The sequence below is a fragment of the Erythrobacteraceae bacterium WH01K genome, assembly GCA_027941995.1.
Lineage (GTDB): Bacteria > Pseudomonadota > Alphaproteobacteria > Sphingomonadales > Sphingomonadaceae > CAJXSN01.
Genome location: CP115966.1, coordinates 2,201,634 through 2,226,775, shown reverse-complemented (window position 1 = coordinate 2,226,775; position 25,142 = coordinate 2,201,634). Strand labels below are relative to the sequence as shown.

General features: G+C 62.6%; 34 protein-coding genes and 1 pseudogene. All 35 read left to right on the top strand.

The window, feature by feature from the left end; all coding sequences use genetic code 11:
* Positions 1-42 precede the first annotated feature (42 nt).
* On the top strand, positions 43-513 hold the full coding sequence (gene rpsG, locus PF049_10965; GenBank protein WBY16110.1) for a 30S ribosomal protein S7: 471 nt from the start codon (positions 43-45) through the stop codon (positions 511-513).
* Between the two features lie 133 nt (positions 514-646).
* Positions 647-2,782 carry an elongation factor G gene (gene fusA, locus PF049_10960; protein ID WBY16109.1) on the top strand — a complete coding sequence of 712 codons (2,136 nt, stop codon included), beginning with the start codon at positions 647-649 and terminating at the stop codon, positions 2,780-2,782.
* Between the two features lie 91 nt (positions 2,783-2,873).
* Positions 2,874-4,049, top strand: coding sequence for an elongation factor Tu (gene tuf, locus PF049_10955; GenBank protein WBY16108.1), 1,176 nt, complete (start codon positions 2,874-2,876; stop codon positions 4,047-4,049).
* A gap of 332 nt (positions 4,050-4,381) precedes the next feature.
* Positions 4,382-4,693 (top strand): 30S ribosomal protein S10, encoded by a 312-nt coding sequence (rpsJ, locus tag PF049_10950; protein ID WBY16107.1) that lies wholly within the window; start codon positions 4,382-4,384, stop codon positions 4,691-4,693.
* 270 nt (positions 4,694-4,963) lie between these two features.
* Positions 4,964-5,845: a 50S ribosomal protein L3 gene (rplC, locus tag PF049_10945; GenBank protein WBY17907.1), complete on the top strand. Its 882-nt coding sequence runs from the start codon at positions 4,964-4,966 to the stop codon at positions 5,843-5,845.
* A 2-nt stretch (positions 5,846-5,847) separates the two neighbouring features.
* Positions 5,848-6,471, top strand: a complete 624-nt coding sequence (rplD, locus tag PF049_10940) for a 50S ribosomal protein L4 (GenBank protein ID WBY16106.1) — start codon at positions 5,848-5,850, stop codon at positions 6,469-6,471.
* Positions 6,464-6,772, top strand: coding sequence for a 50S ribosomal protein L23 (locus PF049_10935; GenBank protein ID WBY16105.1), 309 nt, complete (start codon positions 6,464-6,466; stop codon positions 6,770-6,772). Before rplD ends, PF049_10935 begins: the two co-directional genes overlap by 8 nt.
* Positions 6,773-6,786: 14 nt before the next feature.
* On the top strand, positions 6,787-7,623 hold the full coding sequence (rplB, locus tag PF049_10930; GenBank protein ID WBY16104.1) for a 50S ribosomal protein L2: 837 nt from the start codon (positions 6,787-6,789) through the stop codon (positions 7,621-7,623).
* A 5-nt stretch (positions 7,624-7,628) separates the two neighbouring features.
* The gene (gene rpsS, locus PF049_10925) at positions 7,629-7,904 is read left to right on the top strand and encodes a 30S ribosomal protein S19 (GenBank protein ID WBY16103.1); all 276 of its coding nucleotides are present in this window, start codon (positions 7,629-7,631) and stop codon (positions 7,902-7,904) included.
* The gene (gene rplV, locus PF049_10920) at positions 7,904-8,281 is read left to right on the top strand and encodes a 50S ribosomal protein L22 (GenBank protein WBY16102.1); all 378 of its coding nucleotides are present in this window, start codon (positions 7,904-7,906) and stop codon (positions 8,279-8,281) included. The genes rpsS and rplV overlap by 1 nt, the downstream gene beginning before the upstream one ends.
* Before the next feature lies 1 nt (position 8,282).
* Entirely contained in the window at positions 8,283-8,978 is a 696-nt protein-coding gene (gene rpsC / locus PF049_10915; GenBank protein WBY16101.1) for a 30S ribosomal protein S3, read from the top strand.
* Between the two features lie 22 nt (positions 8,979-9,000).
* The gene (rplP, locus tag PF049_10910; GenBank protein ID WBY16100.1) at positions 9,001-9,435 is read left to right on the top strand and encodes a 50S ribosomal protein L16; all 435 of its coding nucleotides are present in this window, start codon (positions 9,001-9,003) and stop codon (positions 9,433-9,435) included.
* The gene (gene rpmC / locus PF049_10905) at positions 9,435-9,647 is read left to right on the top strand and encodes a 50S ribosomal protein L29 (protein WBY16099.1); all 213 of its coding nucleotides are present in this window, start codon (positions 9,435-9,437) and stop codon (positions 9,645-9,647) included. The genes rplP and rpmC overlap by 1 nt, the downstream gene beginning before the upstream one ends.
* Positions 9,648-9,657: 10 nt before the next feature.
* Positions 9,658-9,939 (top strand): annotated as a pseudogene (gene rpsQ / locus PF049_10900) (30S ribosomal protein S17).
* Positions 9,940-10,089: 150 nt separating this feature from the next.
* A complete protein-coding gene (gene rplN, locus PF049_10895; protein ID WBY16098.1) occupies positions 10,090-10,458 on the top strand; it encodes a 50S ribosomal protein L14 in 369 nt (122 codons plus the stop codon).
* Positions 10,458-10,778, top strand: coding sequence for a 50S ribosomal protein L24 (rplX, locus tag PF049_10890; protein WBY16097.1), 321 nt, complete (start codon positions 10,458-10,460; stop codon positions 10,776-10,778). The genes rplN and rplX overlap by 1 nt, the downstream gene beginning before the upstream one ends.
* Entirely contained in the window at positions 10,771-11,349 is a 579-nt protein-coding gene (gene rplE / locus PF049_10885) for a 50S ribosomal protein L5 (protein ID WBY16096.1), read from the top strand. The genes rplX and rplE overlap by 8 nt, the downstream gene beginning before the upstream one ends.
* Before the next feature lie 42 nt (positions 11,350-11,391).
* Positions 11,392-11,697, top strand: coding sequence for a 30S ribosomal protein S14 (gene rpsN / locus PF049_10880; protein ID WBY16095.1), 306 nt, complete (start codon positions 11,392-11,394; stop codon positions 11,695-11,697).
* 11 nt (positions 11,698-11,708) lie between these two features.
* Complete coding sequence (gene rpsH, locus PF049_10875) at positions 11,709-12,104, top strand: 30S ribosomal protein S8 (protein ID WBY16094.1); 396 nt, start codon at positions 11,709-11,711, stop codon at positions 12,102-12,104.
* Positions 12,104-12,637: a 50S ribosomal protein L6 gene (rplF, locus tag PF049_10870; GenBank protein WBY16093.1), complete on the top strand. Its 534-nt coding sequence runs from the start codon at positions 12,104-12,106 to the stop codon at positions 12,635-12,637. Before rpsH ends, rplF begins: the two co-directional genes overlap by 1 nt.
* A 1-nt stretch (position 12,638) precedes the next feature.
* On the top strand, positions 12,639-12,983 hold the full coding sequence (rplR, locus tag PF049_10865; GenBank protein ID WBY16092.1) for a 50S ribosomal protein L18: 345 nt from the start codon (positions 12,639-12,641) through the stop codon (positions 12,981-12,983).
* Positions 12,983-13,822 carry a 30S ribosomal protein S5 gene (gene rpsE / locus PF049_10860; protein WBY17906.1) on the top strand — a complete coding sequence of 280 codons (840 nt, stop codon included), beginning with the start codon at positions 12,983-12,985 and terminating at the stop codon, positions 13,820-13,822. The genes rplR and rpsE overlap by 1 nt, the downstream gene beginning before the upstream one ends.
* A 6-nt stretch (positions 13,823-13,828) precedes the next feature.
* Entirely contained in the window at positions 13,829-14,005 is a 177-nt protein-coding gene (gene rpmD, locus PF049_10855) for a 50S ribosomal protein L30 (GenBank protein WBY16091.1), read from the top strand.
* A complete protein-coding gene (locus tag PF049_10850) occupies positions 14,002-14,289 on the top strand; it encodes a hypothetical protein (protein ID WBY16090.1) in 288 nt (95 codons plus the stop codon). Before rpmD ends, PF049_10850 begins: the two co-directional genes overlap by 4 nt.
* A 28-nt stretch (positions 14,290-14,317) precedes the next feature.
* Positions 14,318-14,854 carry a 50S ribosomal protein L15 gene (gene rplO / locus PF049_10845; protein WBY17905.1) on the top strand — a complete coding sequence of 179 codons (537 nt, stop codon included), beginning with the start codon at positions 14,318-14,320 and terminating at the stop codon, positions 14,852-14,854.
* Between the two features lie 107 nt (positions 14,855-14,961).
* Positions 14,962-16,326 (top strand): preprotein translocase subunit SecY, encoded by a 1,365-nt coding sequence (secY, locus tag PF049_10840; GenBank protein WBY16089.1) that lies wholly within the window; start codon positions 14,962-14,964, stop codon positions 16,324-16,326.
* A 50-nt stretch (positions 16,327-16,376) separates the two neighbouring features.
* Entirely contained in the window at positions 16,377-17,021 is a 645-nt protein-coding gene (locus tag PF049_10835; protein ID WBY16088.1) for an adenylate kinase, read from the top strand.
* A 60-nt stretch (positions 17,022-17,081) separates the two neighbouring features.
* On the top strand, positions 17,082-17,831 hold the full coding sequence (locus tag PF049_10830) for an SRPBCC family protein (protein WBY16087.1): 750 nt from the start codon (positions 17,082-17,084) through the stop codon (positions 17,829-17,831).
* A 335-nt stretch (positions 17,832-18,166) separates the two neighbouring features.
* Positions 18,167-18,535 carry a 30S ribosomal protein S13 gene (rpsM, locus tag PF049_10825; protein WBY16086.1) on the top strand — a complete coding sequence of 123 codons (369 nt, stop codon included), beginning with the start codon at positions 18,167-18,169 and terminating at the stop codon, positions 18,533-18,535.
* 51 nt (positions 18,536-18,586) lie between these two features.
* Positions 18,587-18,976 carry a 30S ribosomal protein S11 gene (rpsK, locus tag PF049_10820; GenBank protein ID WBY16085.1) on the top strand — a complete coding sequence of 130 codons (390 nt, stop codon included), beginning with the start codon at positions 18,587-18,589 and terminating at the stop codon, positions 18,974-18,976.
* Positions 18,977-19,098: 122 nt separating this feature from the next.
* On the top strand, positions 19,099-20,154 hold the full coding sequence (locus tag PF049_10815) for a DNA-directed RNA polymerase subunit alpha (protein WBY16084.1): 1,056 nt from the start codon (positions 19,099-19,101) through the stop codon (positions 20,152-20,154).
* A gap of 90 nt (positions 20,155-20,244) precedes the next feature.
* Positions 20,245-20,667 carry a 50S ribosomal protein L17 gene (rplQ, locus tag PF049_10810; GenBank protein WBY16083.1) on the top strand — a complete coding sequence of 141 codons (423 nt, stop codon included), beginning with the start codon at positions 20,245-20,247 and terminating at the stop codon, positions 20,665-20,667.
* A 91-nt stretch (positions 20,668-20,758) separates the two neighbouring features.
* The gene (locus tag PF049_10805; GenBank protein WBY16082.1) at positions 20,759-22,129 is read left to right on the top strand and encodes a serine hydrolase; all 1,371 of its coding nucleotides are present in this window, start codon (positions 20,759-20,761) and stop codon (positions 22,127-22,129) included.
* Positions 22,130-22,193: 64 nt separating this feature from the next.
* Entirely contained in the window at positions 22,194-24,374 is a 2,181-nt protein-coding gene (locus PF049_10800) for a prolyl oligopeptidase family serine peptidase (protein WBY16081.1), read from the top strand.
* 157 nt (positions 24,375-24,531) lie between these two features.
* On the top strand, positions 24,532-25,119 hold the full coding sequence (locus tag PF049_10795) for a hypothetical protein (protein WBY16080.1): 588 nt from the start codon (positions 24,532-24,534) through the stop codon (positions 25,117-25,119).
* The last annotated feature ends 23 nt before the right edge of the window (positions 25,120-25,142 follow it).

Sequence of the window (25,142 nt, the reverse complement as noted above, 5' to 3'; positions counted from 1 at the left end):
ACGCTCACGGAGGTGAGCGGCCACTCCGAAGGAGTTAAGAATATGTCACGTCGTCGTCGCCCAGAGAAGCGCGTCATCCTGCCCGATCCCAAGTTCGGCGATCAGGTCCTGTCGAAGTTCATGAACAACCTCATGCTCGACGGTAAGAAGTCCACTGCGGAAGGCATCGTCTATTCCGCGCTCGATACGGTCGAGGCCAAGGCCAAGGCCGATCCGGTGCAGATGTTCCACGATGCGCTGAACAACATCAAGCCGCAGGTCGAGGTCCGCAGCCGCCGTGTCGGTGGTGCGACCTACCAGGTGCCGGTCGAGGTTCGCCCCGAGCGCGCCCAGGCTCTCGCCATCCGCTGGCTGATCGGTGCGGCCCGCGGCCGTCCGGAAACCACCATGTCGGCACGCCTGTCGGGCGAGCTGATGGATGCGGCCAACAATCGCGGCAACGCGGTGAAGAAGCGGGAAGACACGCACCGCATGGCCGACGCCAACCGCGCCTTCAGCCACTACCGCTGGTAGGGCGGCGCTGGTAAGGCGTTTAACTTGCGGGCCGGGGCGACATGCTCCGGCCTTCAAGCTGTCACATACGTAACTATATGTGGGATTGACGGCCGCAGCAGGTGCGGCTCCCCACCGACCCGAGGAAGAGATTATGGCCCGCGATTATCCGCTGGAGCGCTATCGTAACATCGGCATCATGGCGCACATCGATGCCGGCAAGACGACCACGACCGAACGCATCCTCTACTACACCGGCAAGTCCTACAAGATCGGCGAAGTCCATGACGGCGCCGCCACGATGGATTGGATGGAGCAGGAGCAGGAACGCGGCATCACCATCACGTCGGCTGCGACGACCACGTTCTGGCAGGCGGAAGATTCCTCCATGGACGCGATGGGCGATCCCAAGGCGCTTCGCGATGGCTCGCCCAAGCACCGCATCAACATCATCGACACGCCCGGCCACGTCGACTTCACCATCGAAGTCGAGCGCTCGCTTCGCGTGCTCGACGGTGCGGTTGCCGTGTTCGACGGCGTCGCCGGGGTCGAACCGCAGTCCGAAACCGTATGGCGCCAGGCCGACAAATACGGCGTCCCCCGCATGTGCTTCATCAACAAGCTCGACCGCACGGGTGCCGATTTCTATTACTGCGTGCAGTCCATCATCGACCGCCTCGGCGCGACGCCGCTGGTGCTGTATCTCCCGATCGGCGCGGAAAGCGATCTTCGCGGTGTCGTCGACCTCGTGAACATGCGCGGCATCGTCTGGGAAAACGACGGCCTGGGTGCCGAGTACAAGTTCGTCGAAATTCCCGACGACCTGAAGGACAAGGCTGCCGAATATCGTGAAACGCTGGTCGAGACTGCTGTCGAGCAGGACGACGACGCGATGGAAGCCTATCTCGAAAGCGGCGAAGCTCCCGATGCTGCAACGCTGAAGAAGCTGATTCGCAAGGGCACGATGGAACGCGCCTTCGTCCCGGTACTGTGCGGCTCCGCGTTCAAGAACAAAGGCGTCCAGCCCTTGCTCGACGCCGTGGTCGACTACATGCCGTCGCCGCTCGACGTCCCCGCCATTAAGGGTGTGAAGCCCGACAGCGACGAGGAAGACGAGCGTCCGTCCAGCGACGAGGCCCCGTTCTCCGCACTGGCGTTCAAGATCATGAACGACCCGTTCGTCGGTTCGCTGACCTTCACCCGCATCTATTCGGGCAAGCTTGAGAAGGGCTCTGTCCTGAACAGCGTGAAGGACAAGAAGGAAAAGATCGGCCGCATGCTGCTGATGCATTCCAACAACCGCGAGGACATCGAGGAAGCGTTTGCAGGCGACATCGTCGCGATCGCCGGTCTCAAGGAAACCACCACCGGGGACACCCTGTGCGCTTCGAGCGCGCCGATCATCCTCGAGCGGATGGAATTTCCCGAGCCGGTCATCGAGCTGTCGGTGGAGCCCAAGACCAAGGCCGACCAGGAAAAGATGGGCGTCGCTCTCAACCGCCTGGCTGCCGAGGATCCGTCCTTCCGCGTCACGACCGACCACGAAAGCGGCCAGACGATCATCAAGGGCATGGGCGAGCTTCACCTCGACATCCTGGTCGATCGCATGAAGCGCGAGTTCAAGGTCGAGGCGAATGTCGGTGCGCCGCAGGTGGCCTACCGCGAATCGCTGAGCCGCGAAGTCGAAGTGACCTACACCCACAAGAAACAGTCGGGTGGTTCGGGTCAGTTCGGTGAAGCCAAGGTCGTCGTCTCGCCGGGCGAGCGTGGCCAGGGCGTCATTTTCGAAGACGAGATCAAGGGCGGTAACATTCCGCGCGAATACATCCCGTCTGTAGAGAAGGGCATGCGCGAACAGGCCGAAAGCGGCTATCTTGTCGGCTTCCCGATCATCGACTTCACCATCCGCCTGATCGACGGCAAGTATCATGACGTCGACTCGAGCACGGTGGCCTTCGAAATCACCGGTCGCGGCGCCATGCGCGAAGCGGCGCAGAAATCCGGCATCAAACTGCTGGAGCCGGTGATGAAGGTGGAAGTCGTGACCCCGGAAGACTATCTGGGTGACGTGATCGGCGATCTGAACTCGCGACGCGGGCAGATCCAAGGCACCGACAGCCGCGGTAATGCGCAGGCGGTCGAGGCTTTCGTCCCGCTGGCCAACATGTTCGGCTACGTGAACGAGTTGCGTTCCTTCACCCAGGGGCGTGCACAGTACACGATGCAGTTCAGCCACTATGACGAGGTTCCGGCCAGCGTCGCACAGGAAGTCAAGGAGAAGCTTGCCTAAGCGAGGCAAGACAGCTAGGGGCGGCGCCTGATTTCTCGGGTGCCGTCCATTCTCCCGAAGAATAGTATTTTCAGACAGAGGTATTGAGAAAATGGCGAAGGAAAAATTCGAGCGTAACAAGCCGCACTGCAACGTCGGCACCATCGGCCACGTCGACCACGGCAAGACCACGCTGACCGCAGCTATCACCAAGGTGATGGGTTCGGCCGTGGATTTCGCCAACATCGACAAGGCTCCCGAAGAGCGTGAGCGCGGCATCACCATCTCGACCGCACACGTCGAGTACGAGACGGACAACCGTCACTACGCGCACGTCGATTGCCCGGGCCACGCCGACTACGTGAAGAACATGATCACCGGTGCTGCCCAGATGGACGGCGCTATCCTGGTCGTGAACGCAGCTGACGGCCCCATGCCGCAGACGCGTGAGCACATCCTGCTCGCTCGCCAGGTCGGCGTTCCGGCGCTGGTCGTCTACCTGAACAAGGTCGACCAGGTCGATGACGAAGAACTGCTCGAGCTGGTCGAACTGGAAGTTCGCGAGCTGCTGAGCGACTACGACTTCGACGGCGACAACATTCCGATCATCAAGGGTTCGGCCCTTGCTGCTCTGGAAGGTCGCGACGAGGAAATCGGCGAAAAGTCCATCAAGGAACTGATGGCTGCCGTCGACGAGTACATCCCGCAGCCGGAGCGTCCGGTCGACCAGGACTTCCTGATGCCGATCGAAGACGTGTTCTCGATCTCGGGTCGTGGTACGGTTGTCACCGGCCGTGTCGAAACCGGCGTCGTGAACGTTGGCGACGAAGTCGAAATCGTCGGCATCAAGGATACCACCAAGACGACCGTGACCGGCGTCGAAATGTTCCGCAAGCTGCTCGATTCGGGTGAAGCCGGCGACAACATCGGTGCCCTGATCCGCGGTGTCGGCCGTGAAGACGTCGAGCGTGGCCAGGTCCTCGCGAAGCCCGGTTCGGTCAACCCGCACACGGAATTCAGCGCAGAAGTCTACGTCCTTTCGAAGGATGAAGGTGGCCGTCACACGCCGTTCTTCGCGAACTACCGTCCGCAGTTCTACTTCCGCACCACGGACGTCACCGGTGAAGTGATCCTTCCCGAAGGCACCGAAATGGTGATGCCGGGCGACAACGTGACGATCGACGTCAAGCTGATCGCTCCGATCGCCATGGACGAAGGCCTGCGCTTCGCAATCCGCGAAGGTGGCCGCACGGTTGGCTCGGGCGTCGTCTCGAAGATCACCAAGTAATCCCTTGCGCCTTCCGCCTGCGGGCGGGGGTGCGCGGATAAATCGGGCCCGGTTCCCCATTGCGGGGGCCGGGCCCTTTTTATGGGAGCTGGCGACGAACGGGCACAGTCCGCCGCGTTGCTGGCGCTCCAGGTGCAAAATGACGGAAGACGGGGGTTGCCAGAATCCCGTGTCCTCCGTATACGCGCCGCAACCGACGGGGATTCGTCCCTGTCATGACGAGATTTTGGGAAGGCCGCCCGCCTTCGGGAAACCGGAGAGACGCGGGGCGGGCCTTTCTTTTTTGGCGGTTTGGGAACAGGCCGCTTGGCTCTTTCGCATCGGTGTAGGTAATGGAAGCTCAGAATATTCGTATTCGCCTCAAGGCGTTTGATCATCGCGTTCTCGACCAGGCAACTGGCGAAATTGCGGAAACCGCACGCCGCACGGGTGCGCTTATTCGTGGTCCCATTCCCATGCCGACGCGTATCGAGAAGTTCACCGTGAACCGCGGCCCGCACATCGACAAGAAGTCGCGCGAGCAGTTCGAGGTGCGCACCTACAAGCGGCTGCTCGACATCGTGCAGCCGAACGCCCAGACGGTCGATGCGCTGATGAAGCTTGATCTTGCCGCTGGCGTGAACGTGGAAATCAAGCTCGCTTGATTGTCTCCGGTCATTCGGTCGTGACCGCAAAAACGGACCGAGGTTTCAGGAGCTCTTATGGCTCCGCCCGCACGGACAGTGCAGGCAAGACATAGGGATACCGCCGGGATCTGTTCGCGAGGACATACACCCGGGTCTGCGTCCCCCGTCTCGCTCGACCGGACCTTCCGGAAGAGCAATCAGCCCGGACGGGGCGACGTATAGTTACAATTCGGGCTGGCACGCACTGTGGAAATGGTTCCGCTGTGCCTCTGTGTAGGAGTTATGACGATGCGCACTGGCGTGATCGCTAAGAAAGTCGGGATGACCCGCCTGTTCCAGGAGGATGGCCGGCACGTGCCCGTCACCGTCCTGGCGCTGGAAAACTGCCAGGTGACCGCTCACCGCACGGCCGAACGCGACGGTTATTCCGCGCTTCAGGTCGGCGCTGGCGAAGCCAAGCAGAAGAACGTTGCCAAGCCGCAGCGTGAAGCCTTCGGCAAGGCCGAAGTCGGCCTCAAGATGAAGGTCGCAGAATTCCGCCTCGACAGTGACGAGGGTCTTCTCCCCGTCGGTGCCCGTATCAGCGCGGATCACTTCGTCGCCGGCCAGAAGGTCGACGTGACCGGGCACACGCAGGGCAAGGGCTTTGCCGGTGCCATGAAGCGTTGGGGCTTCGGTGGTCTGCGTGCGACGCACGGCGTTTCCATCTCGCACCGCTCGCACGGTTCGACGGGTAACCGCCAGGATCCTGGCCGCGTGTTCAAGGGCAAGAAGATGGCCGGCCACATGGGCGACCGTCAGCGCACGCAGCAGAACCTCGAGATCGTCCGCACGGACGCCGAGCGTGGCCTGCTGTTCGTGCGCGGTTCCGTCCCCGGCGCCAAGAACAGCTGGATGATGGTCCGCGATGCGGTCAAGGCCAAGCACGGCGAACTGCCGTTCCCCGGCGTGATGTATCGCAACCAGGAAGAGTTCGCTTCGGAAGAAGTCGATCCCGGCCTGATCGCCAGCGAAGCCGAGCAGGAAGTCGGCACCGCCGTCGATGCGGAAACGCAGGAAAAGCTGATGGCACAGCAGGATGCTGGTGCCGATGCCGAAACCGGCGCAGCCGAAGACAACAGCACCACGCCGAGCGTCGACAAGGACGCCGGTGAAAGCAAGGAGTCCTGATCGTGAAGGTCAAGGTCCAGAAACTAGACGGCAAGGCGTCGGGCGACATCGAGCTGAGCGATGACGTTTTCGGTGTCGAGCCGCGCGCAGACATCCTGCACCGCGTCGTGACGTGGCAGCTGGAAAACCGTCGCGGTACCGCACGTCCCACGCGCGAGCGTTCCGACGTCGCCCGTACCGGTGCGAAGTTCGGCGCCCAGAAGGGCGGCGGCCGGGCCCGTCACGGTGACCGTGCTGCCCCGATCTTCATCGGCGGTGGTAAGGCGCATGGCGCCCGCAAGCGCGATTTCAACCAGTCGCTCAACAAGAAGGTCCGTTCGCTCGGCCTGAAGATGGCCCTTTCGAGCAAGGCGAAGGACGGTCTCGTCGTCGTCGACACGCTCGAGCTGAAGGACGCCAAGACGAAGGCCCTCGCCGGTCACTTCGAGAAGGCCGGCTTCAGTGGCAAGGTGCTCTTCATCGACGGCGACAGCGTCAATGACGGTTTCTCGAAGGCTGCAGGCAACCTGCCGGGCATCAACGTGCTGCCGGCCATGGGCGCCAATGTCTACGACATCCTGAAGCACGACACGCTGGTCCTCACCAAGGACGCGGTCGAAAAGCTGGAGGCCCGTTTCAATGGCTAAAAAGCAGGAAATCCAGGCCCGTCACTACGACGTGGTGCTTGCCCCTCACATTACCGAGAAGTCGACCCTGCTCTCCGAGCACAACGGCGTTGTCTTCAAGGTGGCGAATGACGCGACCAAGCCGCAGATCAAGGAAGCGGTCGAGGCCCTCTTCGACGTGAAGGTCACGAATGTGAACACGCTTGTCCAGAAGGGCAAGACGAAGCGCTGGAAGGGTAAGCCCTACAAGCGCACCGACATGAAGAAGGCCATCGTCACGCTGGCCGAAGGTGACTCGATCGACGTCACCAGCGGTATCTGAGGGACACGAGAACCATGGCACTCAAGAACTACAAACCGACAAGCCCCGCGCGCCGCGGCCTGATCCTTGTCGACAAGACGGGCCTCTACAAGGGCAAGCCGGTCAAGTCGCTTACGGAAGGCAAGCGCAAGACGGGCGGCCGCAACAACAAGGGCCACGTGACCTCGCGCGGCATCGGTGGCGGTCACAAGCAGAAGTACCGCTTCATCGATTTCAAGCGTCGCAAGTGGGACATGGAAGGCACCGTGGAGCGGATCGAATACGATCCCAACCGCACGGCCTTCATCGCCCTCGTGAAGTATGAAGACGGCGAGCAGGCGTACATCATCGCACCGCAGCGTCTCGACGTCGGCGACAAGGTCGTTGCCGGCGAGAAGACCGACACGAAGCCTGGCAACGCCATGCTTCTGGGCCAGATGCCGGTCGGCACGATCTGTCACAATGTGGAGATGAAGCCGGGCAAGGGCGGTCAGATCGCCCGTTCGGCAGGCGCCTATGTCCAGCTGGTCGGCCGTGACCGCGGCATGGTCATCGTTCGTCTGAACTCGGGCGAGCAGCGTTACCTGCGTGCGGACTGCATGGGCACGGTTGGCGCGGTCTCGAACCCCGACAACCAGAACCAGAACTTCGGCAAGGCCGGTCGTACCCGCTGGAAGGGCAAGCGTCCGCTGACCCGCGGTGTCGCGAAGAACCCGGTCGATCACCCCCACGGTGGTGGTGAAGGCCGGACCAGCGGCGGTCGCCATCCGGTGACCCCGTGGGGCAAGCCGACCAAGGGTGCCCGCACTCGCAAGAACAAGCAGACGGACAAGATGATTATCCGTTCGCGTCACGCCAAGAAGAAGAGGTAACGGACATGGCTCGTTCCGTCTGGAAAGGTCCGTTCGTCGAGCTTAGCCTTCTGAAAAAGGCTGAGGACGCACAGGATCAAAGCAATGCGAAACCGATTAAGACCTGGTCGCGCCGCAGCACAATTCTGCCGCAGTTCGTTGGTCTGACGTTCAACGTCTACAACGGTCACAAGTTCATCCCCGTCTCCGTTTCGGAAGAGATGGTAGGCCACAAGCTTGGTGAATTCGCGCCGACGCGCACGTTCCCCGGCCACGCCGCCGACAAGAAGGGCAAGCGATAATGGGCAAGGCAAAATCCCCGCGCCGCGTCGGCGAGAACGAGGCTCTCGCAGTCGGCACCACCATTCGTGGTTCCGCGCAGAAGTTGAATCTCGTCGCCGAACTGATCCGCGGCAAGAAGGTCGAGGAAGCGCTGAACATCTTGGCGTTCTCCAAGAAGGCCATGGCGCGCGATGCGACCAAGGTCCTGGCATCGGCCGTGGCCAATGCGGAAAACAACCACGATCTCGACGTCGACGCTCTCGTCGTCGCCGAAGCGAGCGTGGGCAAGTCGATCACCATGAAGCGGTTCCATACCCGCGGTCGTGGCAAGAGCACCCGCATCCTGAAGCCGTTCAGCCGGCTGCGGATCGTGGTGCGCGAGCAGGAAGAGGCGTAAGATGGGCCAGAAGAGCAATCCGATCGGTCTGCGCCTGCAGATCAACCGCACCTGGGACAGCCGCTGGTACGCCGAAGGGCGTGACTACGCGCAGCTGCTCAAGGAAGACATCGACATCCGCAAGCACATCGTGAAGTCGCTGCCGCAGGCTGCGATTTCCAAGGTCGTGATCGAGCGTCCGGCAAAGCTCTGCCGCGTTTCGATCTATGCCGCCCGTCCCGGTGTCATCATCGGCAAGAAGGGCGCGGACATCGAGAAGCTTCGCCAGAAGCTGTCCACGATGACCGCCAGCGAAGTGAAGCTGAACATCGTCGAGATCCGCAAGCCGGAAGTCGATGCGAAGCTCGTCGCCCAGGGCATTGCAGACCAGCTCATCCGCCGCGTCGCATTCCGCCGCGCGATGAAGCGCGCCATGCAGTCGGCCATGCGCCTTGGTGCCGAAGGCATCAAGATCGTGTGCGGCGGCCGCCTCGGCGGTGCCGAAATCGCCCGCGTCGAACAGTACCGCGAAGGCCGCGTGCCGCTGCACACGCTGCGCGCCAACATCGATTACGCTGAGACCGAGGCTCTGACCGCTTACGGCATCATCGGGATCAAGGTGTGGGTCTTCAAGGGCGAGATCCTCGGCCATGACCCGACCGCGCAGGACCGTCTGATGATGGAATCGCAGACGTCCGGCGTGCGCCCGGCTCGCTGATTGCAGGACATAGGAAAGAACCATGCTGCAACCGAAGAAAACCAAGTACCGCAAGGCTTTCAAGGGCCGGATCAAGGGCGACGCCAAGGGTGGCACCGCACTTAATTTCGGCTCCTACGGTCTGAAGGCTCTCGAGCCGGAGCGTATCACCGCTCGCCAGATCGAAGCCGCGCGTCGTGCCATCACCCGTCACATGAAGCGCCAGGGCCGTCTCTGGATCCGCGTCTTCCCCGATGTGCCCGTGTCCAAGAAGCCTGCCGAAGTCCGTCAGGGTAAGGGCAAGGGCTCCGTCGAATACTGGGCAGCACGCGTGAAGCCGGGCCGCATCCTGTTCGAACTGGACGGTGTTTCGGGCCAGATCGCTGCTGAAGCCTTCAGCCGCGCTGCCATGAAGCTGCCGGTCAAGACGAAGGTCGTTGCCCGTCTCGGCGACACCTCGCACCTCGGAGGCGAATAATGAGCAAGATCGAAGATCTGCGCCAGAAGAGCGACGACCAGCTTTCGGAAGAGCTCGTCGAACTGAAGCGTGAAGCGTTCAACCTGCGCTTCCAGTCGGCAACCAACCAGCTCGAGGCTCCGGCCCGGGTTCGCGAAGTTCGCCGCACCATCGCCAAGATCAAGACTCTGCAGACCGAGCGTGCGAAGGCCGCTTCCGCAGAGAAGGCTTGAGGAGTAGACAATGCCGAAACGTATCCTGATCGGGACTGTCACCTCCGACAAGACCGACAAGACCGTGACCGTGCTGGTCGAACGCAAGGTGAAGCACCCGCTTTACGCGAAGATCATTCGCCGTTCGAAGAAGTATCACGCGCACGACGAAAACAACGAATACAGCCTGGGCGACGTGGTCCGGATCGAGGAGACCAAGCCGATCTCCAAGACCAAGTCCTGGCTCGTCAAGGACCGGGTGACCGCTGGCGGTACGCAGGCGGTGGAAGCCGACCTCGACGTCGCTGCGGCGAAGCCGACGAAGGCCGAAAAGCCTGCGGACGCGCCCAAGGAAGACACGACTGACGCGAAAGCGGAAGCCGACAGCTGATTTGAGTGGAACTGCCGGGCGCCCGCCGCAAGCGGGGCCGTCCCGGCAAGCCAATGAGAAGGAACCGGATCAATGATCCAGATGCAATCCAATCTCGAAGTCGCGGACAATAGCGGCGCGAAGCGCGTCCAGTGCATCAAGGTGCTGGGCGGGTCGAAGCGTCGGTTTGCCTCCGTCGGCGACGTGATCGTGGTTTCCGTGAAGGAAGCCCAGCCGCGCGCGAAAGTGAAGAAGGGCGACGTTCACCGCGCCGTCATCGTGCGCACGAAGAAGGATGTTCGCCGCCCCGATGGCAGCGTGATCCGCTTCGACAGCAACGCCGCTGTCCTCGTCAACAAGAGCGAGGAACCGATCGGCACCCGTATCTTCGGCCCGGTGGTTCGCGAACTGCGCGGCCGCGGCTTCATGAAGATCATCTCGCTCGCTCCGGAGGTTCTGTAATGGCATCCGCACGCATCAAGAAGGGTGACAGCGTCGTCGTCCTGTCCGGCAAGGACAAGGGCAAGACCGGCACCGTCACGAAGGTCCTGCCGAAGGATGGCAAGGTCGTCGTGGAAGGGGTCAACATGATCTCACGCCACCGCAAGCCCAGCCAGGCCAATCCGCAGGGTGGCATCGACCGCGTCGAGGCGCCGATGTTCCTCGCCAAGGTGGCCGTGGCCGATCCGAAGGATGGCAAGCCGACCCGCGTCCGCTTCGAAGAGAAGGACGGCAAGAAGGTCCGCATTGCCGTGAAGTCGGGAGAAACGATCGATGGCTGATTACACGCCCCGCATGAAGTCGCGCTACGATGACGAGATCGTCAAGGCGATGACCGAGAAGTTCGGCTACAAGAACCGTCTCGAAGTGCCCAAGCTCGAAAAGATCACGCTCAACATGGGCGTGGGCGAAGCGAGCCAGGACAAGAAGAAGGTCCAGGTCGCGGCCGAGGAAATGGCCCTGATCGCCGGCCAGAAGCCGGTCATCACCAAGGCCAAGAAATCGATCGCACAGTTCAAGCTGCGCGAAGGCATGCCGATCGGTGCGAAGGTAACCCTGCGCCGTGAACGCATGTACGAATTCCTCGACCGCCTCGTCACGGTGGCAATGCCCCGTATCCGTGACTTCCGCGGCCTCAACCCGCGTTCCTTCGACGGCCGTGGCAATTACGCCATGGGCATGAAGGAGCAGATCGTCTTCCCCGAAATCTCGTACGACAAGATCGAGACCGTCCGGGGCATGGACATCATCGTAACCACCACGGCGAAGACCGACGAGGAAGCGCGCGAGCTTCTGAAGCTGTTCGGTTTCCCGTTCCCGGCTGAAAAGTCGGAAGAGAAGGAAGCGGCGTGAGCCGTCTCCTGACCAACAAGTAAGGAAGAGAGCTTAAGTCCAATGGCGAAACTGAGTTCCATCAACAAGAACGAGAAGCGCAAGAAGCTCGTCAAGCAGTACGCTGCGAAGTACGAGAAGTTGAAGGCAATTGCCGACGACAAGTCGCTCGACGAAAGCGAGCGTCTGATGGCGCGTCTCAAGATGGCGGAAATTCCCCGTAACGCGAATCCCACGCGTATCCGGAACCGCTGTTCCACCACCGGCCGCCCGCGCGGCTATTATCGCAAGTTCGGCATCAACCGTATCGAACTGCGTAACCTCGGCAACAAGGGCCTGATTCCGGGCCTGACCAAGTCGAGCTGGTGAGGATCTAGAATATGGCTATGACCGATCCCCTGGGTGATATGCTCACCCGTATCCGCAACGGCCAGCAGGCGAAGAAGGACTCCGTCCTGTCGCCTGCGTCGAAGCTGCGTGCGAACGTACTCGAAGTCCTTCAGCGCGAAGGCTACATCCGTGGCTATTCCGAAGACGAGAGCGGCAAGCACCCTGCGCTTCGCATCGAGCTGAAGTATTTCGAAGGCGAACCTGCCATCAAGCATGTCGCCCGCGTCTCCAAGCCGGGCCGCCGCGTCTATTCGGGTTCGAAAGATCTCCCGACCGTGCGCAACGGCCTCGGTATCACCATCGTCTCGACCCCTCGCGGAGTGCTTTCGGACAACGAAGCGCAGGCCGAGAATGTCGGCGGCGAAGTCCTGGCGGAGGTGTTCTGATGAGCCGCATCGGCAAGAAGGCCGTCACGATCCCCAGCGGTGTCGAGGCCAAGATCGAAGGCGACACGCTGACCGTGAAGGGTCCCAAGGGCACGCTGTCCATGGGCATGTCCGACCTCATCGATTACAAGATCGAAGACTCGGAAATCCAGGTCAATCCCGCCAATGACACGAAGCAGGCACGCTCCTTCTGGGGCATGCAGCGCACGCTGGTCTCCAATCTCGTCGAAGGCGTGACCGAAGGGTTCACCAAGACGCTGGAAATCAGCGGTGTCGGCTACCGTGCGCAGGCACAGGGCAAGACGCTGAAGCTGCAGCTCGGCTACAGCCACGACGTCGACCTGACCGTGCCGGAAGGCCTCGAGGTCAAGACGCCGGACCAGACGACCGTGATCGTCTCGGGCATCGACAAGCAGGCCGTGGGCGAATTCGCCGCGAACATCCGCCAGTGGCGCAAGCCCGAGCCGTACAAGGGCAAGGGTATCAAGTACCAGGGCGAATACATCTTCCGCAAGGAAGGGAAGAAGAAGTAAGATGGCAAAGCTTTCTCTTTTCGAACGGCGTCGCCGCCGCGTCCGGACCGCGCTCCGCAAGCGTTCGGGCAACAAGCCGCGCCTGTCGGTGCACCGTACCGGCCAGCACATCTACGCCCAGATCATCGATGATGCCGAAGGCAAGACGGTCGCAGCTGCTTCCACCCTCGGTGGCAAGGGCTCGGGTGCGAATATCGATGCCGCCAAGACGGTCGGCAAGGATATCGCTGCCGCCGCCAAGAAGGCCGGCGTCACCACTGTCGTGTTCGATCGCGGCGGGTTCCTGTTCCATGGCCGCGTGAAAGCGCTGGCCGATGCCGCCCGTGAAGGCGGGCTGGAGTTCTGATCATGGCAGACGACAACAAGACGCCCGAAACCAAGGGCGAAGACACGAAGCCGGTTGAAATCGAACAGGCTGCTTCGGCCGAAAGTGGTCCCGAAGTGAAGAAGGAAGAACCGGCGATCGCCGATACGCCTTCCGAGGCGGCGGACAACCAGAGCCCGGCGCAGGGCGACGACGGCAATGCCCGTACGCAGGCAAATGCCCGTGGCGGCCGCGACAACCGCGGCGGTGGCCGTGACAATCGTGGCGGCGGACGTGGTGGCCGGGGTGGCCGTGACAACCGCCGCGGCGGCCGCGACGAGCCGGATGACGGCATCACGGAAAAGCTGGTCCACATCAACCGCGTCTCGAAGACGGTGAAGGGCGGTAAGCGCTTCGGTTTCGCCGCTCTCGTTGTGGTCGGTGACGGCCAGGGCCGCGTCGGCTTCGGTAAGGGCAAGGCCCGCGAAGTTCCGGAGGCCATCACCAAGGCAACCGCAGCAGCGCGCAAGAAGATGATCCGCGTCTCGCTGAAGGAAGGCCGCACGCTGCATCACGACGGCAATGGCCGTTTCGGTGCCGGCAAGGTGACCATCCGCACTGCACCTCCGGGTACCGGCATCATCGCCGGTGGTCCGATGCGTGCCGTGTTCGAGAGCCTGGGCGTGGCGGACGTTGTGACCAAGTCGGTCGGTACGTCCAACCCCTACAACATGATCCGCGCAACGTTCGATGCGCTGTCCGACCAGACGTCGCCGAAATCGGTGGCGCAGCGCCGGGGCAAGAAGGTTGCCGACCTGCTGGGTCGTGGCGGTGCGAGCGAGGCCGAGGCGAAAGCCGACGCCGAAGCCGTGGTGGAGTAAGACACAATGGCGAAAATCAAGATCAAGCAGATCGGTTCGCCGATCCGTCGTCCCGAGAGCCAGAAGAAGATCCTCGTCGGTCTCGGCCTCGGAAAGATGCACCGGGTTGTCGAACTTGAAGACACCCCCGAGGTTCGCGGCGCGATCGCGAAGCTCCCGCACATGGTTGCGGTCGTCGATTGACGACATGGCGCGTCCTGCTGCGGGGGGAAAACTTTCCTCTCGACACGCAGCAGGGCGCGCCCCTCATGGGCTTTTACGCGACCCGCTGGGTTGCGGCGCCCGATGAACAAGGGGCTTTCGCTGCCGCAGTCGAGCAGCTAAGGGAAGCGCCCGAACTTTCCGGCATACCCAAGGGTTGCGGTGCGAACATCGTTTCCGAAGACATTGCCGAATTGCCCCATGGGCAGGTTCCACCCGAAAGGCGCGGCCTGACCACTTTCCGGATGGCAACATCCAGCGCGTAGAAAAGCGAAAGCGAGTGCAGACATGACTATGAAACTCAACGATATCCGTGACAATCCCGGTGCCCGCAAGAACCGTATCCGCGTTGGTCGCGGTATCGGCTCTGGCAAGGGCAAGACCGCGGCTCGCGGCCAGAAGGGCCAGAAGAGCCGTTCGGGCGTCGCGATCAAGGGCTTCGAAGGCGGCCAGATGCCGCTTCACATGCGGCTGCCGAAGCGCGGGTTCAACAACCCGTTCGGCAAGGATTTCGCCGAAGTGAACCTGGGCATGATCCAGAAGTTCATCGACGCGAAGAAGCTCGACGCCAAGAAGGATATCGATCACGCGGCACTGAAGGCTGCCGGCCTGGCCCGTGGCGGCAAGGACGGCGTACGCCTTCTGGGCAAGGGCGAGATCACGTCCAAGGTCAAGCTGGTCGTCGCCGGTGCGTCCAAGGGCGCAACCGCTGCGGTCGAAAAGGCCGGTGGCAGTGTCGAGGTCGTCGAGGTGAAGACTCCCTCGGCCAAGCCGAGCAAGGCCGAGACGAAGACCGGCACGGCTGCGGACAAGTCCAAGAAAGCCAAATAATCGACAAAATCGAGGGCGGCGGGTTCGACATCGGGCCCGCCGCTCCCTATGTCCTGTCCCGCAAGGCCGGGAGGGACCGGCGATAGTTCAGGATACAAGACGTTCCGATGGCATCACGCGCCGACAATATCGCGAGCAATATGAGTCTCGCCAATTTCTCCAAGGCCACCGAGCTTCGCCAGCGCATCTGGTTTACGCTCGGCGCCCTGATCGTGTTCCGCTTCCTCAGCTTCGTACCGCTGCCGGGTGTCAATCCGCAGATTCTGAGCACGCTGTACGACCAGACGCGGGGCGGGGTCCTCGACCTGTTCAACACCTTCTCGGGCGGCAGCCTGGAGCGCATGAGTCTCATCGCGCTCGGCGTGATGCCCTACATCACCGCCTCGATCGTGGTGCAGATGGCCGCGGCCCTGCATCCCACGCTCGCCGCGATGAAGAAGGAAGGCGCCACCGGGCGCCAGAAGATCAACCAGTACACGCGCTACGGCACCGTGTTCCTGACCGCGATCCAGGGGTATTTCCTTGCGACCGGCCTCGAAACCTTCGGTGCTGCGAGCGGAATGCAGGCGGTGGTCGAGCCTGGTCTCACCTTCCGGATCGGCGCCGTCATCAGCCTCGTTGGCGGGACCATGTTCCTGCTGTGGCTGGGTGAGCAGATCACCGCGCGCGGTATCGGTAACGGCGTCTCCCTGATCATCATGGCCGGCATCGTCGCGCAGTTTCCGACCTTTGCCGCCAACATGTTCGAAGGCGGCCGCACGGGTTCGATCAGTGCCTTCATCATCGTCGGCTTCATCATCATGGTGGTCGCGCTGATCCTGTTCATCTGCTTCGTGGAACGCGCGCAGCGCCGCCTGCTGATCCAGTATCCCAAGCGTGCAACGCAGCGCGGCATGATGCAGGCAGACCGTTCGCACCTGCCCCTGAAACTGAACACGGCAGGCGTCATCCCGCCGATCTTCGCCAGTTCACTGCTTCTGCTGCCGCTGACCATCAGCCAGTTCGCCGGCAATTCCGTCGATACCGGCAGCACTGCGGGCGGGTTCATCGTGATGCTGAACCAGTACCTTCAGCACGGTCAGCCGATCTACATGACGCTGTATGCCATCGGCATCATCTTCTTCGCGTTCTTCTACACCGCCGTTGTCTTCAATCCTGAGGAAACGGCCGAGAACCTGAAGAAGAATGGCGGCTTCATTCCGGGCATCCGCCCCGGCAAGCGCACTGCCGACTACCTCGACTACGTCCTGACGCGTATCACCGTGGTCGGTGCGATCTACCTGACGCTGGTCTGTGTCATTCCCGAATACATGATCGCGCAGACGGGCATTCCGCTGTTCCTGGGTGGAACGAGCCTGCTCATCGTGGTCAACGTGACTGTGGATACGATCAGCCAGGTCCAGTCGCATCTGCTGGCGCACCAGTATGGTGACCTGATCAAGAAGGCGAAGCTCAAGGGTCGCAAGCGCTGAGCGATGCCGTTGCTGGCCAGTCATTCAGTTTCGATGGGGGATTCTAAGGCGTGAATATCATTCTTCTCGGTCCTCCGGGTGCTGGCAAGGGCACGCAGGCGCATCGCATGGTGGAACATCACGGCATGCGCCAGCTGTCGACCGGCGACATGCTGCGCGCTGCGGTCAAGGCCCAGACGCCTGTCGGTCGGAAGGCGAAGGTCGTCATGGATCGCGGCGAGTTGGTGTCGGACGACATCGTATCGGAACTGATCGACGCGGAACTGACTGCGCTTGCGCCGGAAACCGGCGTGATCTTCGACGGCTATCCGCGGACGCAGGCACAGGCTGAACAGCTTGACGGTCTGCTCGCCAAGCATGGCCGATCCCTTACGCGGGTGATCGAGCTCGGTGTGGACGAGGATGCTCTGGTTGAACGCATTACGGGCCGGTTCTCCTGCGCCGAATGCGGGACGCTCTATCACGACACGGCAAACCCGCCGAAAACGGACGGCGTGTGCGACCAGTGCGGTTCGACCGAGTTCAAGCGCCGCCCGGACGATAACGAGGAAACGGTTCGCACGCGGATGCAGGAATACCGCGCGAAGACGCAGCCGATCCTGCCGCATTACGAGGCGCAGGACCTGGTTGCACGGGTCGATGGTATGGCCTCCATCGAGGACGTCAGCCACGCGATCGACGCGCTGCTTACCTAAGGCCCTTCCTTGTCCCGCCGGCTTGCGATAACCGGTGGGAAGAGGGAGGTCATGGGACCGATGACATTCAAATATTTTCCGGCGGCAATTTCACTGGCCGTCGCCGCGCTTTCCGCGCCGGCCCATGCCGAGGTCGTCGAGGCATCGGACAGCGGCTTCACCACGCGCGCCGGCGTCGTGGTCGAGGCCGATACGCAGGCGATCTGGCTGGCGCTCATCTCCCCCGGGGGCTGGTGGAACGATGCCCATACCTGGTCGGGCGATGCTTCTAACATGACGTTGGAGCCGCAGGCCGGAGGCTGCTTCTGCGAGCGTATTCCTGCCAGCGAGGAAGACGGGGCGATCGGACTGGAAGGCAGCGTACGCCACATGAGCGTGGTCCAGTCCTTTCCGCGCAAGGTCCTTCGCATGCGGGGCGGGCTGGGGCCCTTGCAAGGGGAGCCTGCCGATGGCGTCCTGACGATCACGCTGAAGCCGGTGGATGGCACCACTCGCATTTTGTGGGAATATGTCGTCGGCGGCCACATGCGTTACGAAGTTCCGGTCATCGCGAAAGCTGTCGATGGTGTCATGAACCAGCAGCTCGCCGGACTGGCGGCCCGGTTTGGCGGACCGGTAGGGGCAGGGGGCGATAGCGAAGAAGCCGTGCCGGATGACGAAGATACGGCACCCGGGGACGAGGCCGCGGCGGATGACGAGGAAGGCAGTGCCGACGAGCCTGCCGCCACGCAGGACCCGCCCGCACCCGCTACCAGCGCAGAAGATGTCGCCGAAGCGCTCGATGCGCTGGCGGCGGAACTGGAGGACTGATCTCGGCCCGATCGCGGGCGTTTCGCGGCGGGCTGTTTTGACAGGGCCGGGCAGGGCGGTTAGAGAATGTCACGAACTTGGAGCCTTGCGCGCGGCACCCATATCGGTGCTCGCGTTTTCAGGGTGCGCTGGCTGTTGACGTTACGTCGGAATCGCCTTAAGCGCCCTCGTCATTCGACAAAAATGTTGGGTTGTCCGGTCGGTCGTCGATTCGTCGCGTGCCAATCCGGGCTTTTTCCATTTCGGGAATCCACCATTTCTGCCGGATTGAATTGTAGCGATGAGATAAGGGCGTTCAGGCATCTGCCAAGTCCTTGTGGAGCATGGAGAATTAAGTGGCTCGTATTGCCGGGGTAAACATCCCCACCAACAAGCGCGTGATCATCGCGCTGACCTACATCCATGGAATCGGTCGCACGACCGCCGTGGAAATCGCCGACAAGCTGGGTATCGATCACAAGGTCCGCGTTCAGGACCTGACCGACGCGGAAATCCTGCAGATCCGTGAAACGATCGACGCCGACTACCAGGTCGAGGGTGACCTTCGCCGCAACACGGCGATGAACATCAAGCGCCTGATGGACCTGCGGTCCTATCGCGGCCTGCGCCACCGTAACGGCCTGCCCGTTCGCGGCCAGCGCACCCACACCAACGCCCGCACCCGCAAGGGCAAGGCGAAGCCGATCGCAGGCAAGAAGAAGTAAGCGCGACCGCGCCTTTCTTACCAGCTACCCGAATACGAGGAACGACACACAATGGCACGCGAACCAGGCCGCATCAGGAAACGCGAGCGGAAAAACATTTCCAGCGGCGTTGCGCACATCAACGCCAGTTTCAACAACACCATGATCACCATCACCGACGCGCAGGGCAATGCGATCAGCTGGTCCAGCGCCGGCATGATGGGCTTCAAGGGCAGCCGCAAGTCGACGCCCTACGCCGCCCAGGTTGCCGCGGACGATGCCGGCAAGAAGGCCGCCGAACACGGCGTCCGCACGCTGGAAGTCGAAGTGAAGGGCCCGGGTTCGGGCCGCGAGAGCGCGCTGCGCGGTCTTGCAGCTGTCGGTTTCACCATTACTTCCATTCGCGACGTCACGCCGATCCCGCACAACGGCGTGCGGCCATCCAAGCGGCGCCGCGTCTGATCCGCACTTGTCCGGCGGCCCTTCGCGGGGCCGCCGCCAACACCTGACGGACCGGACGCGCCTCCCGCAGCGCTCCGGTCTGACCCGCATCCGAACGCCCAATGGCGAAATAGGGGAAATCCATGTCCGTCAATACCAAGAACTGGCAGGAACTGAAGAAACCCAACCAGCTCGAAATCAAGGAAGGCGGCGACAAGAAGCGCAAGGCCACCTTCATCGCCGAACCGCTCGAGCGCGGTTTCGGCCTGACGCTGGGCAATGCGCTGCGCCGCGTCCTGCTCTCCTCCCTCCAGGGCGCAGCCATCACCTCGATCAAGATCGAGAACGTCCTCCACGAATTCAGCAGCCTTGCCGGCGTGCGGGAAGACGTCACCGACATCGTCCTGAACGTGAAGCAGATCGCCCTCAAGATGGAAGGCGAAGGTCCCAAGCGCCTGCAGCTTTCCGCAACCGGCCCGGGTGAAGTCACCGCCGGCGACATCGCCGTGTCGGGCGATATCGAGATCATGAACAAGGATCTCGTGATCTGCCACCTCGACGAAGGTGCGAACCTCAACATGGAACTGACGGCGGATGTCGGCAGCGGCTACGTGCCTGCGGTGCAGAACCGCCCGGCCGATGCGCCGATCGGCCTGATCCCGGTCGACAGCCTGTATTCGCCGGTCCGCCAGGTCAGCTACAAGGTCGAGAAGGCCCGCGTCGGCCAGGAACTGGACTTCGACAAGCTGAGCCTGAACGTCGAGACCGACGGTACGGTCGCTCCGGAAGATGCCGTGGCCTATGCCGCGCGCATCCTGCAGGACCAGCTGACGCTGTTCGTCCACTTCGAGGAAGGCATTCCGCAGCCGTCCAGCGCCATGATCGGCGTCGCGGCTGAGCCGCAGGAATCGGACGCCAACCAGCTCAACCGCTACCTTCTTAAGAAGGTCGACGAACTGGAACTGTCGGTCCGCAGCGCCAACTGCCTCAAGAACGACAACATCATCTATATCGGCGATCTGGTCCAGAAGACCGAAGCCGAGATGCTGCGCACGCCGAATTTCGGCCGCAAGTCGCTCAACGAGATCAAGGAAGTGCTGTCCAGCATGGGCCTGCGCCTCGGCATGGACATCCCTGGATGGCCGCCCGAGAACATCGAGGAAATGGCCAAGAAGCTCGAACAGGAGCTGCTGGGCTGACACCCTCGCTTACGGGAATGGGCCGGACCCGAAATTCCGGCCCGTACCGGGCTACCTCATACGGGCCCCTTACGAACGGAGTAGAATGAAATGCGTCACAAGATTTCCCAGCGCAAGCTTTCGCGCAAGTCGGGCCACCGCAAGGCCCTGTTTCGCAACATGGCTGCCGCGCTGATCAAGCACGAACAGATCGTCACCACGCTGCCAAAGGCGAAGGAACTGCGTCCCTATGTCGAGAAGCTGATCACGCTGGCAAAGCGTGGTGGCCTGTCGAACCGCCGTCTTGCACAGAGCAAGCTGCTCGACGAGACGCAGCTGAAGAAGCTGTTCGACGTCCTAACAGAGCGTTATTCCGACCGTGACGGCGGTTACACGCGCATCATCAAGGCCGGCTACCGCGCCAGTGACGCCTCGCAGATGGCGGTGATCGAACTGGTCGACCGCGACGAAGACGCGAAGGGCCGGGACAGCGGCCCGGTCATGACCGAGGACGACGAATACGAAGACGCGTAAGCCGCGCCTTCGAGACGAAAACGGGAAAGGGCCGCCGGAGACAATCCGGCGGCCCTTTCCTTTTTTCCGGGCGCAGCTAGGGTCCGCTGCCATGATCCGCACGACCATTGCCAGCGCTGCCGCGCTGCTCCTCGCCGCTTCTCCCGCTGCTGCACAGGATGCACAGGAAAGGCTGGATGCCCGCTACGACCGGGCCCTGGCGGCAGGGTACAAGGCGCTGATGCTGTGCAGCGCGATCGGGCATGCGGAACTGTTCGGCGCACGGCGAAGCGCAGAGAGCGTCGAGCGTTACGAGCTGTCCGGTATTTACCCCAAGCTGGATCCCATCCTCGCCGATCTCACCGCTACCATAGAGCGCGGCGCTGATGGTGTGATTGACCACGTGACCGTGCCGTTTGCGCAGGACATGCCGCCGCGCATCGCGCTGCACATACCGGACAAGGGGTGCATCGACCTGCCTGTCGGCAGCGCAGTTCCCGGCGGTCTCGACCGGTTCGAGTCATCGACCGAGATCGACCGCAGTGATGATTTCGACGGTGTAGCGGCGACCCGGGGCGAAGCGCTGGCGCGGACCGCTTTCGATCCGGTCTACGGCGAAGGCGCACGCACGACCGCAGCCGTTGTCCTCCAGCGCGGCGAACTGGCGAGCGAAGCTTATGGGCCCGATCATGGGCCCCGCGTGCCCCAGCGCACCTGGTCCGTCGCCAAGAGCATTGCCGCGACCATCATCGGTGGTTTCCAGCAGGGCGGCTTGATAAATACCGCCGATAGCGCGGGGCTGGGGGAGGCCGACGACGATCCCCGCCGTGCTATCACGGTCGACCACCTGCTCCGCATGGCATCGGGCCGGTATTCCGATACGCCCGGGAACCGGACCGACCCGCTCTATTTCGGTGGCAGCCTGGTGGCGGAAACGGCGGCGCACTGGCCGCTGATCCACCCGCCGGGCACGGTCTATCGCTATGCCAACAACGATACGCTGATGGCCATAGGCGCACTCGCCAGCTTCCGGGACCAGCCAGGTTTCGATGCGTTTTTCCCGGCGCTCGGCATGAATTCGACGATTGCGGAGCGCGATGCGGAGGGCGATTACATCTTGTCGAGCCAGGTCTGGTCCACCGCGCGCGATCTGGCGCGGCTGGGACAACTGCACTTGGACGGTGGCGTTCTGCCATCGGGAGAGCGCATCCTGCCCGAAGGCTGGACTGACTACGTCTCCTCCCCCGCCGGCCCGCAGCCGGAGGGGCGCCCGTTCGGCTATGGCGCGGGCTGGTGGCTGCTGAATGCGAGCGAGGGCGTTCCGCCCGATACCTACGCCGCCATGGGCAATCGCGGACAGTTCGTCGTCGTCGTGCCCAGCCGCGATGTCGTCATCGTGCGGCGGGGCGAGGATCCGGCCGGGCAGGGCGGGTTCGACATCGCCGCCTTCACCCGCGACGTGCTGGCCGCGCTGGAGGATTGAACGCCGCCGCCCGGTGGCTACATCCAATACCACACAGAACATGTAACGAGAGGTTGCCCCTTCCATGATCCGCAAGACCATTCTCGCAGGCTCTGCCAGCCTGCTCGCGCTGACCGTGCCGATGACGGCTCTCGGCGCGCACGACCACACCCAGACCGAGGAAGCCAAGCCCAGCATGACCGTGCCCGAATATCCCGAAACCCGCCGCGGCGACGTGGTCGATACGCAGTTCGGGGTGGATGTCGCCGATCCCTATCGCTGGCTGGAAAACGACGTGCGCGAGGACGAGGAAGTCGCTGCATGGGTAGAAGCGCAGAACGAGGCGACAGACGCCTTCCTGGCGCAAATCCCCGGCCGCGAGGCGCTGAAGACGCGCATCACCGAGCTGACCGACTACGAACGGTTCGGCTTGCCGCAGGAAAAGGGCGGGCGCTATTTCTACACCCGCAATGATGGCTTGCAGAACCAGAGCGTGCTGTATGTCCGCGAAGGGCTGGACGGCGAGGCGCGCGTCCTGATCGATCCCAACGAATGGTCGGAAGACGATGCGACCGCGCTGGGCGGATGGGAGCCGAGCCCCGATGGCACGAAGCTGCTCTACGCCATCCAGGACGGCGGCAGCGACTGGCGCACCGTGCACGTGATGGACGTGGATGAGGGTGTTACGATCGGGGATCCGGTGGAATGGGTGAAGTTCTCCGCGCTCGACTGGGCGAAGGACGGCAGCGGTTATTACTACAGCCGTTTCCCGGCGACGGGGGAGGGCGAGACGTTCCAGGCGCTCAACACCGATCACAAGGTCTATTTCCATCGCCTCGGCACCGCACAGGCGCAGGACGAGCTGGTCTACGAAACGCCCGACCAGCCGGAACTCAATCACATCGCGCAGGTCAGCGATGACGGGCGCTATGTCGTCGTCACCAGCTCCAGCGGGACGGACGATCGCTACGAAGTGACGCTGATCGACCGCGAGGATACCGATGCCGAGCCGCGCACCATCGTGCCGGGGTTCGAGCATTCCTATTCCTATGTCGGCAATACCGGCAGCACCTTCTTCTTCACCACCAATGACGGAGCGCCGCTTGAGAAGGTCGTGAAGACCGATATCGCGGCGGCGACGCCGGAATGGACGACCGTCATCCCCGAAGCGGAAGAGACGCTGGGCGGCGTGTCGCTGGTCGGCGGAAAGCTGGTGGCCAGCTATCTGCGCGATGCGAAGAGCCAGATCGACATCTTCGACCTCGACGGTAACCCGCTGCGCGAGGTGGCGCTGCCCGGCATCGGATCGGCCGGCGGTTTCGGCGGGGATACCGACGCCGACGAGACGTTCTATTACTTCACGAGCTACAACCAGCCCGCTGCGATCTATCGCTACGACATGGAAACGGGGGCAAGCACCCCTTGGGCACAGCCCGAGGTCGCGTTCGATCCCGATGCCTTCGTGGTCGAGCAGAAATTCTACGAAAGCAAGGACGGCACGCGGGTTCCGATGTTCATCGTCCGCTCGAAAGAGGTGGCCGAAAGCGGCGAGGCCGTGCCTACGCTGCTGTACGGCTATGGCGGCTTCAACATCTCGCTGACCCCGGGCTTCAGCCCGTCGCGCCTTGCCTGGGTCGAGGCAGGGGGCGCCTATGTCGTCGCAAATATCCGCGGCGGCGGGGAATACGGCAAGGCGTGGCACGATGGCGGGCGCCTGCAGAACAAGCAGAACGTGTTCGACGACTTCATCGCCGCGGGCGAGTATCTGATCGAGCAGGGCATCACGCCCGAAGGCGGCCTGGCCATCAATGGCGGCTCCAATGGCGGCCTGCTGGTGGGTGCCGTCACCAACCAGCGGCCCGACCTGTTCGCCGCGGCCAGCCCTGCGGTGGGCGTGATGGACATGGTCCGTTTCGACCGCTTTACCGCCGGGCGCTACTGGGTCGACGATTACGGCTATCCGAACAAGGAAGCCGATTTCCTGAAACAGATGACCTACTCGCCGTATCACAATGTTCAGGATGGGACCGATTATCCGGCTGTCCTGGTAACCACGGCAGACACGGACGACCGGGTGGTCCCGGGGCACAGCTTCAAGTACACGGCTGCGCTGCAGGCGGCGGACCTGGGCGACAGGCCGCAGCTGATCCGGATCGAGACTCGCGCCGGACACGGCAGCGGCAAGCCGACCGACAAGGCCATCGAGGAAGCGGCCGACGTGCTCGGGTTCCTCGGCTGGTTCACCGGACTGGAGTTTGCCGACTGACGATAATAGTAACGCGGTGTCGCAGGAATGTTCACAAAAGTAACGTTTTGTATGAACAACTCCTGTCGGCCCGCTTCAGGCTCGCCTCACCGGGCCCTTGCTAGACCCGTAATCAGTCGAGGGCATTCCGCCTTCGCCTGATTACGAGGAGCAAGACATGAACACCGTTTCCAAAGCCCTGCTCGGTACCGCTGCCGCTGGCGCGATGGCGGTAACGTCTGCAGCCCCGGCATCCGCCCGCGACCGTTACGACAATGACGGCATTTCTGCAGGCGAAGTGATTGCAGGGGCCGTGATCCTCGGTGGGATTGCCGCTGTCGCATCGTCGATCGGCAAGGATCGTGACCGTTACCGCGGCGATTATCGTTATGACCGCGGCTACCGTGACAATTACTATCGCAGCCGCGGCAATCCGCGGGCTGCCGTGGAGCGCTGTGTCGCTGCCGCCACGCAGGAAGCGCGGCGCTATGGATACAGGGGCGTTCGCGTGACCGACATCAGGGATGTCGACGATACGCGCTATGGCTGGCGCGTGAAGGGCCGCATCGCGGTCGAGGAAGACAGCTATCGTGGCCGCTATGGCTACCGCGACCGGAACTATCGCTACAATTCGCGCTATGACCGCAATCGCTACGGATACGGTCGCAGCGGTTACGGCGACAAGGACCACGGCCGGTTCACCTGCGACATCCAGCGCGGCCGTGTGGTCGACATCGATTACAGCGGCATTTCCGGTCCGCTATGATCGGTAGCGAGGCCGGATGATTA

Bases quoted from the DNA above. Each gene is read 5' to 3' on its own strand.
- rplO (WBY17905.1), top strand. From the start codon at position 14,318: ATGAAACTCAACGATATCCGTGACAATCCCGGTGCCCGCAAGAACCGT.
- PF049_10830 (WBY16087.1), top strand. From the start codon at position 17,082: ATGACATTCAAATATTTTCCGGCGGCAATTTCACTGGCCGTCGCCGCG.
- rplN (WBY16098.1), top strand. From the start codon at position 10,090: ATGATCCAGATGCAATCCAATCTCGAAGTCGCGGACAATAGCGGCGCG.
- rpsC (WBY16101.1), top strand. From the start codon at position 8,283: ATGGGCCAGAAGAGCAATCCGATCGGTCTGCGCCTGCAGATCAACCGC.
- rplF (WBY16093.1), top strand. From the start codon at position 12,104: ATGAGCCGCATCGGCAAGAAGGCCGTCACGATCCCCAGCGGTGTCGAG.
- rplE (WBY16096.1), top strand. From the start codon at position 10,771: ATGGCTGATTACACGCCCCGCATGAAGTCGCGCTACGATGACGAGATC.
- rpmD (WBY16091.1), top strand. From the start codon at position 13,829: ATGGCGAAAATCAAGATCAAGCAGATCGGTTCGCCGATCCGTCGTCCC.
- PF049_10935 (WBY16105.1), top strand. From the start codon at position 6,464: ATGGCTAAAAAGCAGGAAATCCAGGCCCGTCACTACGACGTGGTGCTT.
- rplR (WBY16092.1), top strand. From the start codon at position 12,639: ATGGCAAAGCTTTCTCTTTTCGAACGGCGTCGCCGCCGCGTCCGGACC.
- rplB (WBY16104.1), top strand. From the start codon at position 6,787: ATGGCACTCAAGAACTACAAACCGACAAGCCCCGCGCGCCGCGGCCTG.
- rplP (WBY16100.1), top strand. From the start codon at position 9,001: ATGCTGCAACCGAAGAAAACCAAGTACCGCAAGGCTTTCAAGGGCCGG.
- tuf (WBY16108.1), top strand. From the start codon at position 2,874: ATGGCGAAGGAAAAATTCGAGCGTAACAAGCCGCACTGCAACGTCGGC.
- rpsN (WBY16095.1), top strand. From the start codon at position 11,392: ATGGCGAAACTGAGTTCCATCAACAAGAACGAGAAGCGCAAGAAGCTC.
- rpsH (WBY16094.1), top strand. From the start codon at position 11,709: ATGGCTATGACCGATCCCCTGGGTGATATGCTCACCCGTATCCGCAAC.
- rplQ (WBY16083.1), top strand. From the start codon at position 20,245: ATGCGTCACAAGATTTCCCAGCGCAAGCTTTCGCGCAAGTCGGGCCAC.
- rplC (WBY17907.1), top strand. From the start codon at position 4,964: ATGCGCACTGGCGTGATCGCTAAGAAAGTCGGGATGACCCGCCTGTTC.
- rpsS (WBY16103.1), top strand. From the start codon at position 7,629: ATGGCTCGTTCCGTCTGGAAAGGTCCGTTCGTCGAGCTTAGCCTTCTG.
- rplV (WBY16102.1), top strand. From the start codon at position 7,904: ATGGGCAAGGCAAAATCCCCGCGCCGCGTCGGCGAGAACGAGGCTCTC.
- rpsK (WBY16085.1), top strand. From the start codon at position 18,587: ATGGCACGCGAACCAGGCCGCATCAGGAAACGCGAGCGGAAAAACATT.
- rpsJ (WBY16107.1), top strand. From the start codon at position 4,382: ATGGAAGCTCAGAATATTCGTATTCGCCTCAAGGCGTTTGATCATCGC.
- rpsG (WBY16110.1), top strand. From the start codon at position 43: ATGTCACGTCGTCGTCGCCCAGAGAAGCGCGTCATCCTGCCCGATCCC.
- PF049_10805 (WBY16082.1), top strand. From the start codon at position 20,759: ATGATCCGCACGACCATTGCCAGCGCTGCCGCGCTGCTCCTCGCCGCT.
- rpmC (WBY16099.1), top strand. From the start codon at position 9,435: ATGAGCAAGATCGAAGATCTGCGCCAGAAGAGCGACGACCAGCTTTCG.
- fusA (WBY16109.1), top strand. From the start codon at position 647: ATGGCCCGCGATTATCCGCTGGAGCGCTATCGTAACATCGGCATCATG.
- PF049_10815 (WBY16084.1), top strand. From the start codon at position 19,099: ATGTCCGTCAATACCAAGAACTGGCAGGAACTGAAGAAACCCAACCAG.
- PF049_10795 (WBY16080.1), top strand. From the start codon at position 24,532: ATGAACACCGTTTCCAAAGCCCTGCTCGGTACCGCTGCCGCTGGCGCG.
- rplX (WBY16097.1), top strand. From the start codon at position 10,458: ATGGCATCCGCACGCATCAAGAAGGGTGACAGCGTCGTCGTCCTGTCC.
- PF049_10800 (WBY16081.1), top strand. From the start codon at position 22,194: ATGATCCGCAAGACCATTCTCGCAGGCTCTGCCAGCCTGCTCGCGCTG.
- secY (WBY16089.1), top strand. From the start codon at position 14,962: ATGGCATCACGCGCCGACAATATCGCGAGCAATATGAGTCTCGCCAAT.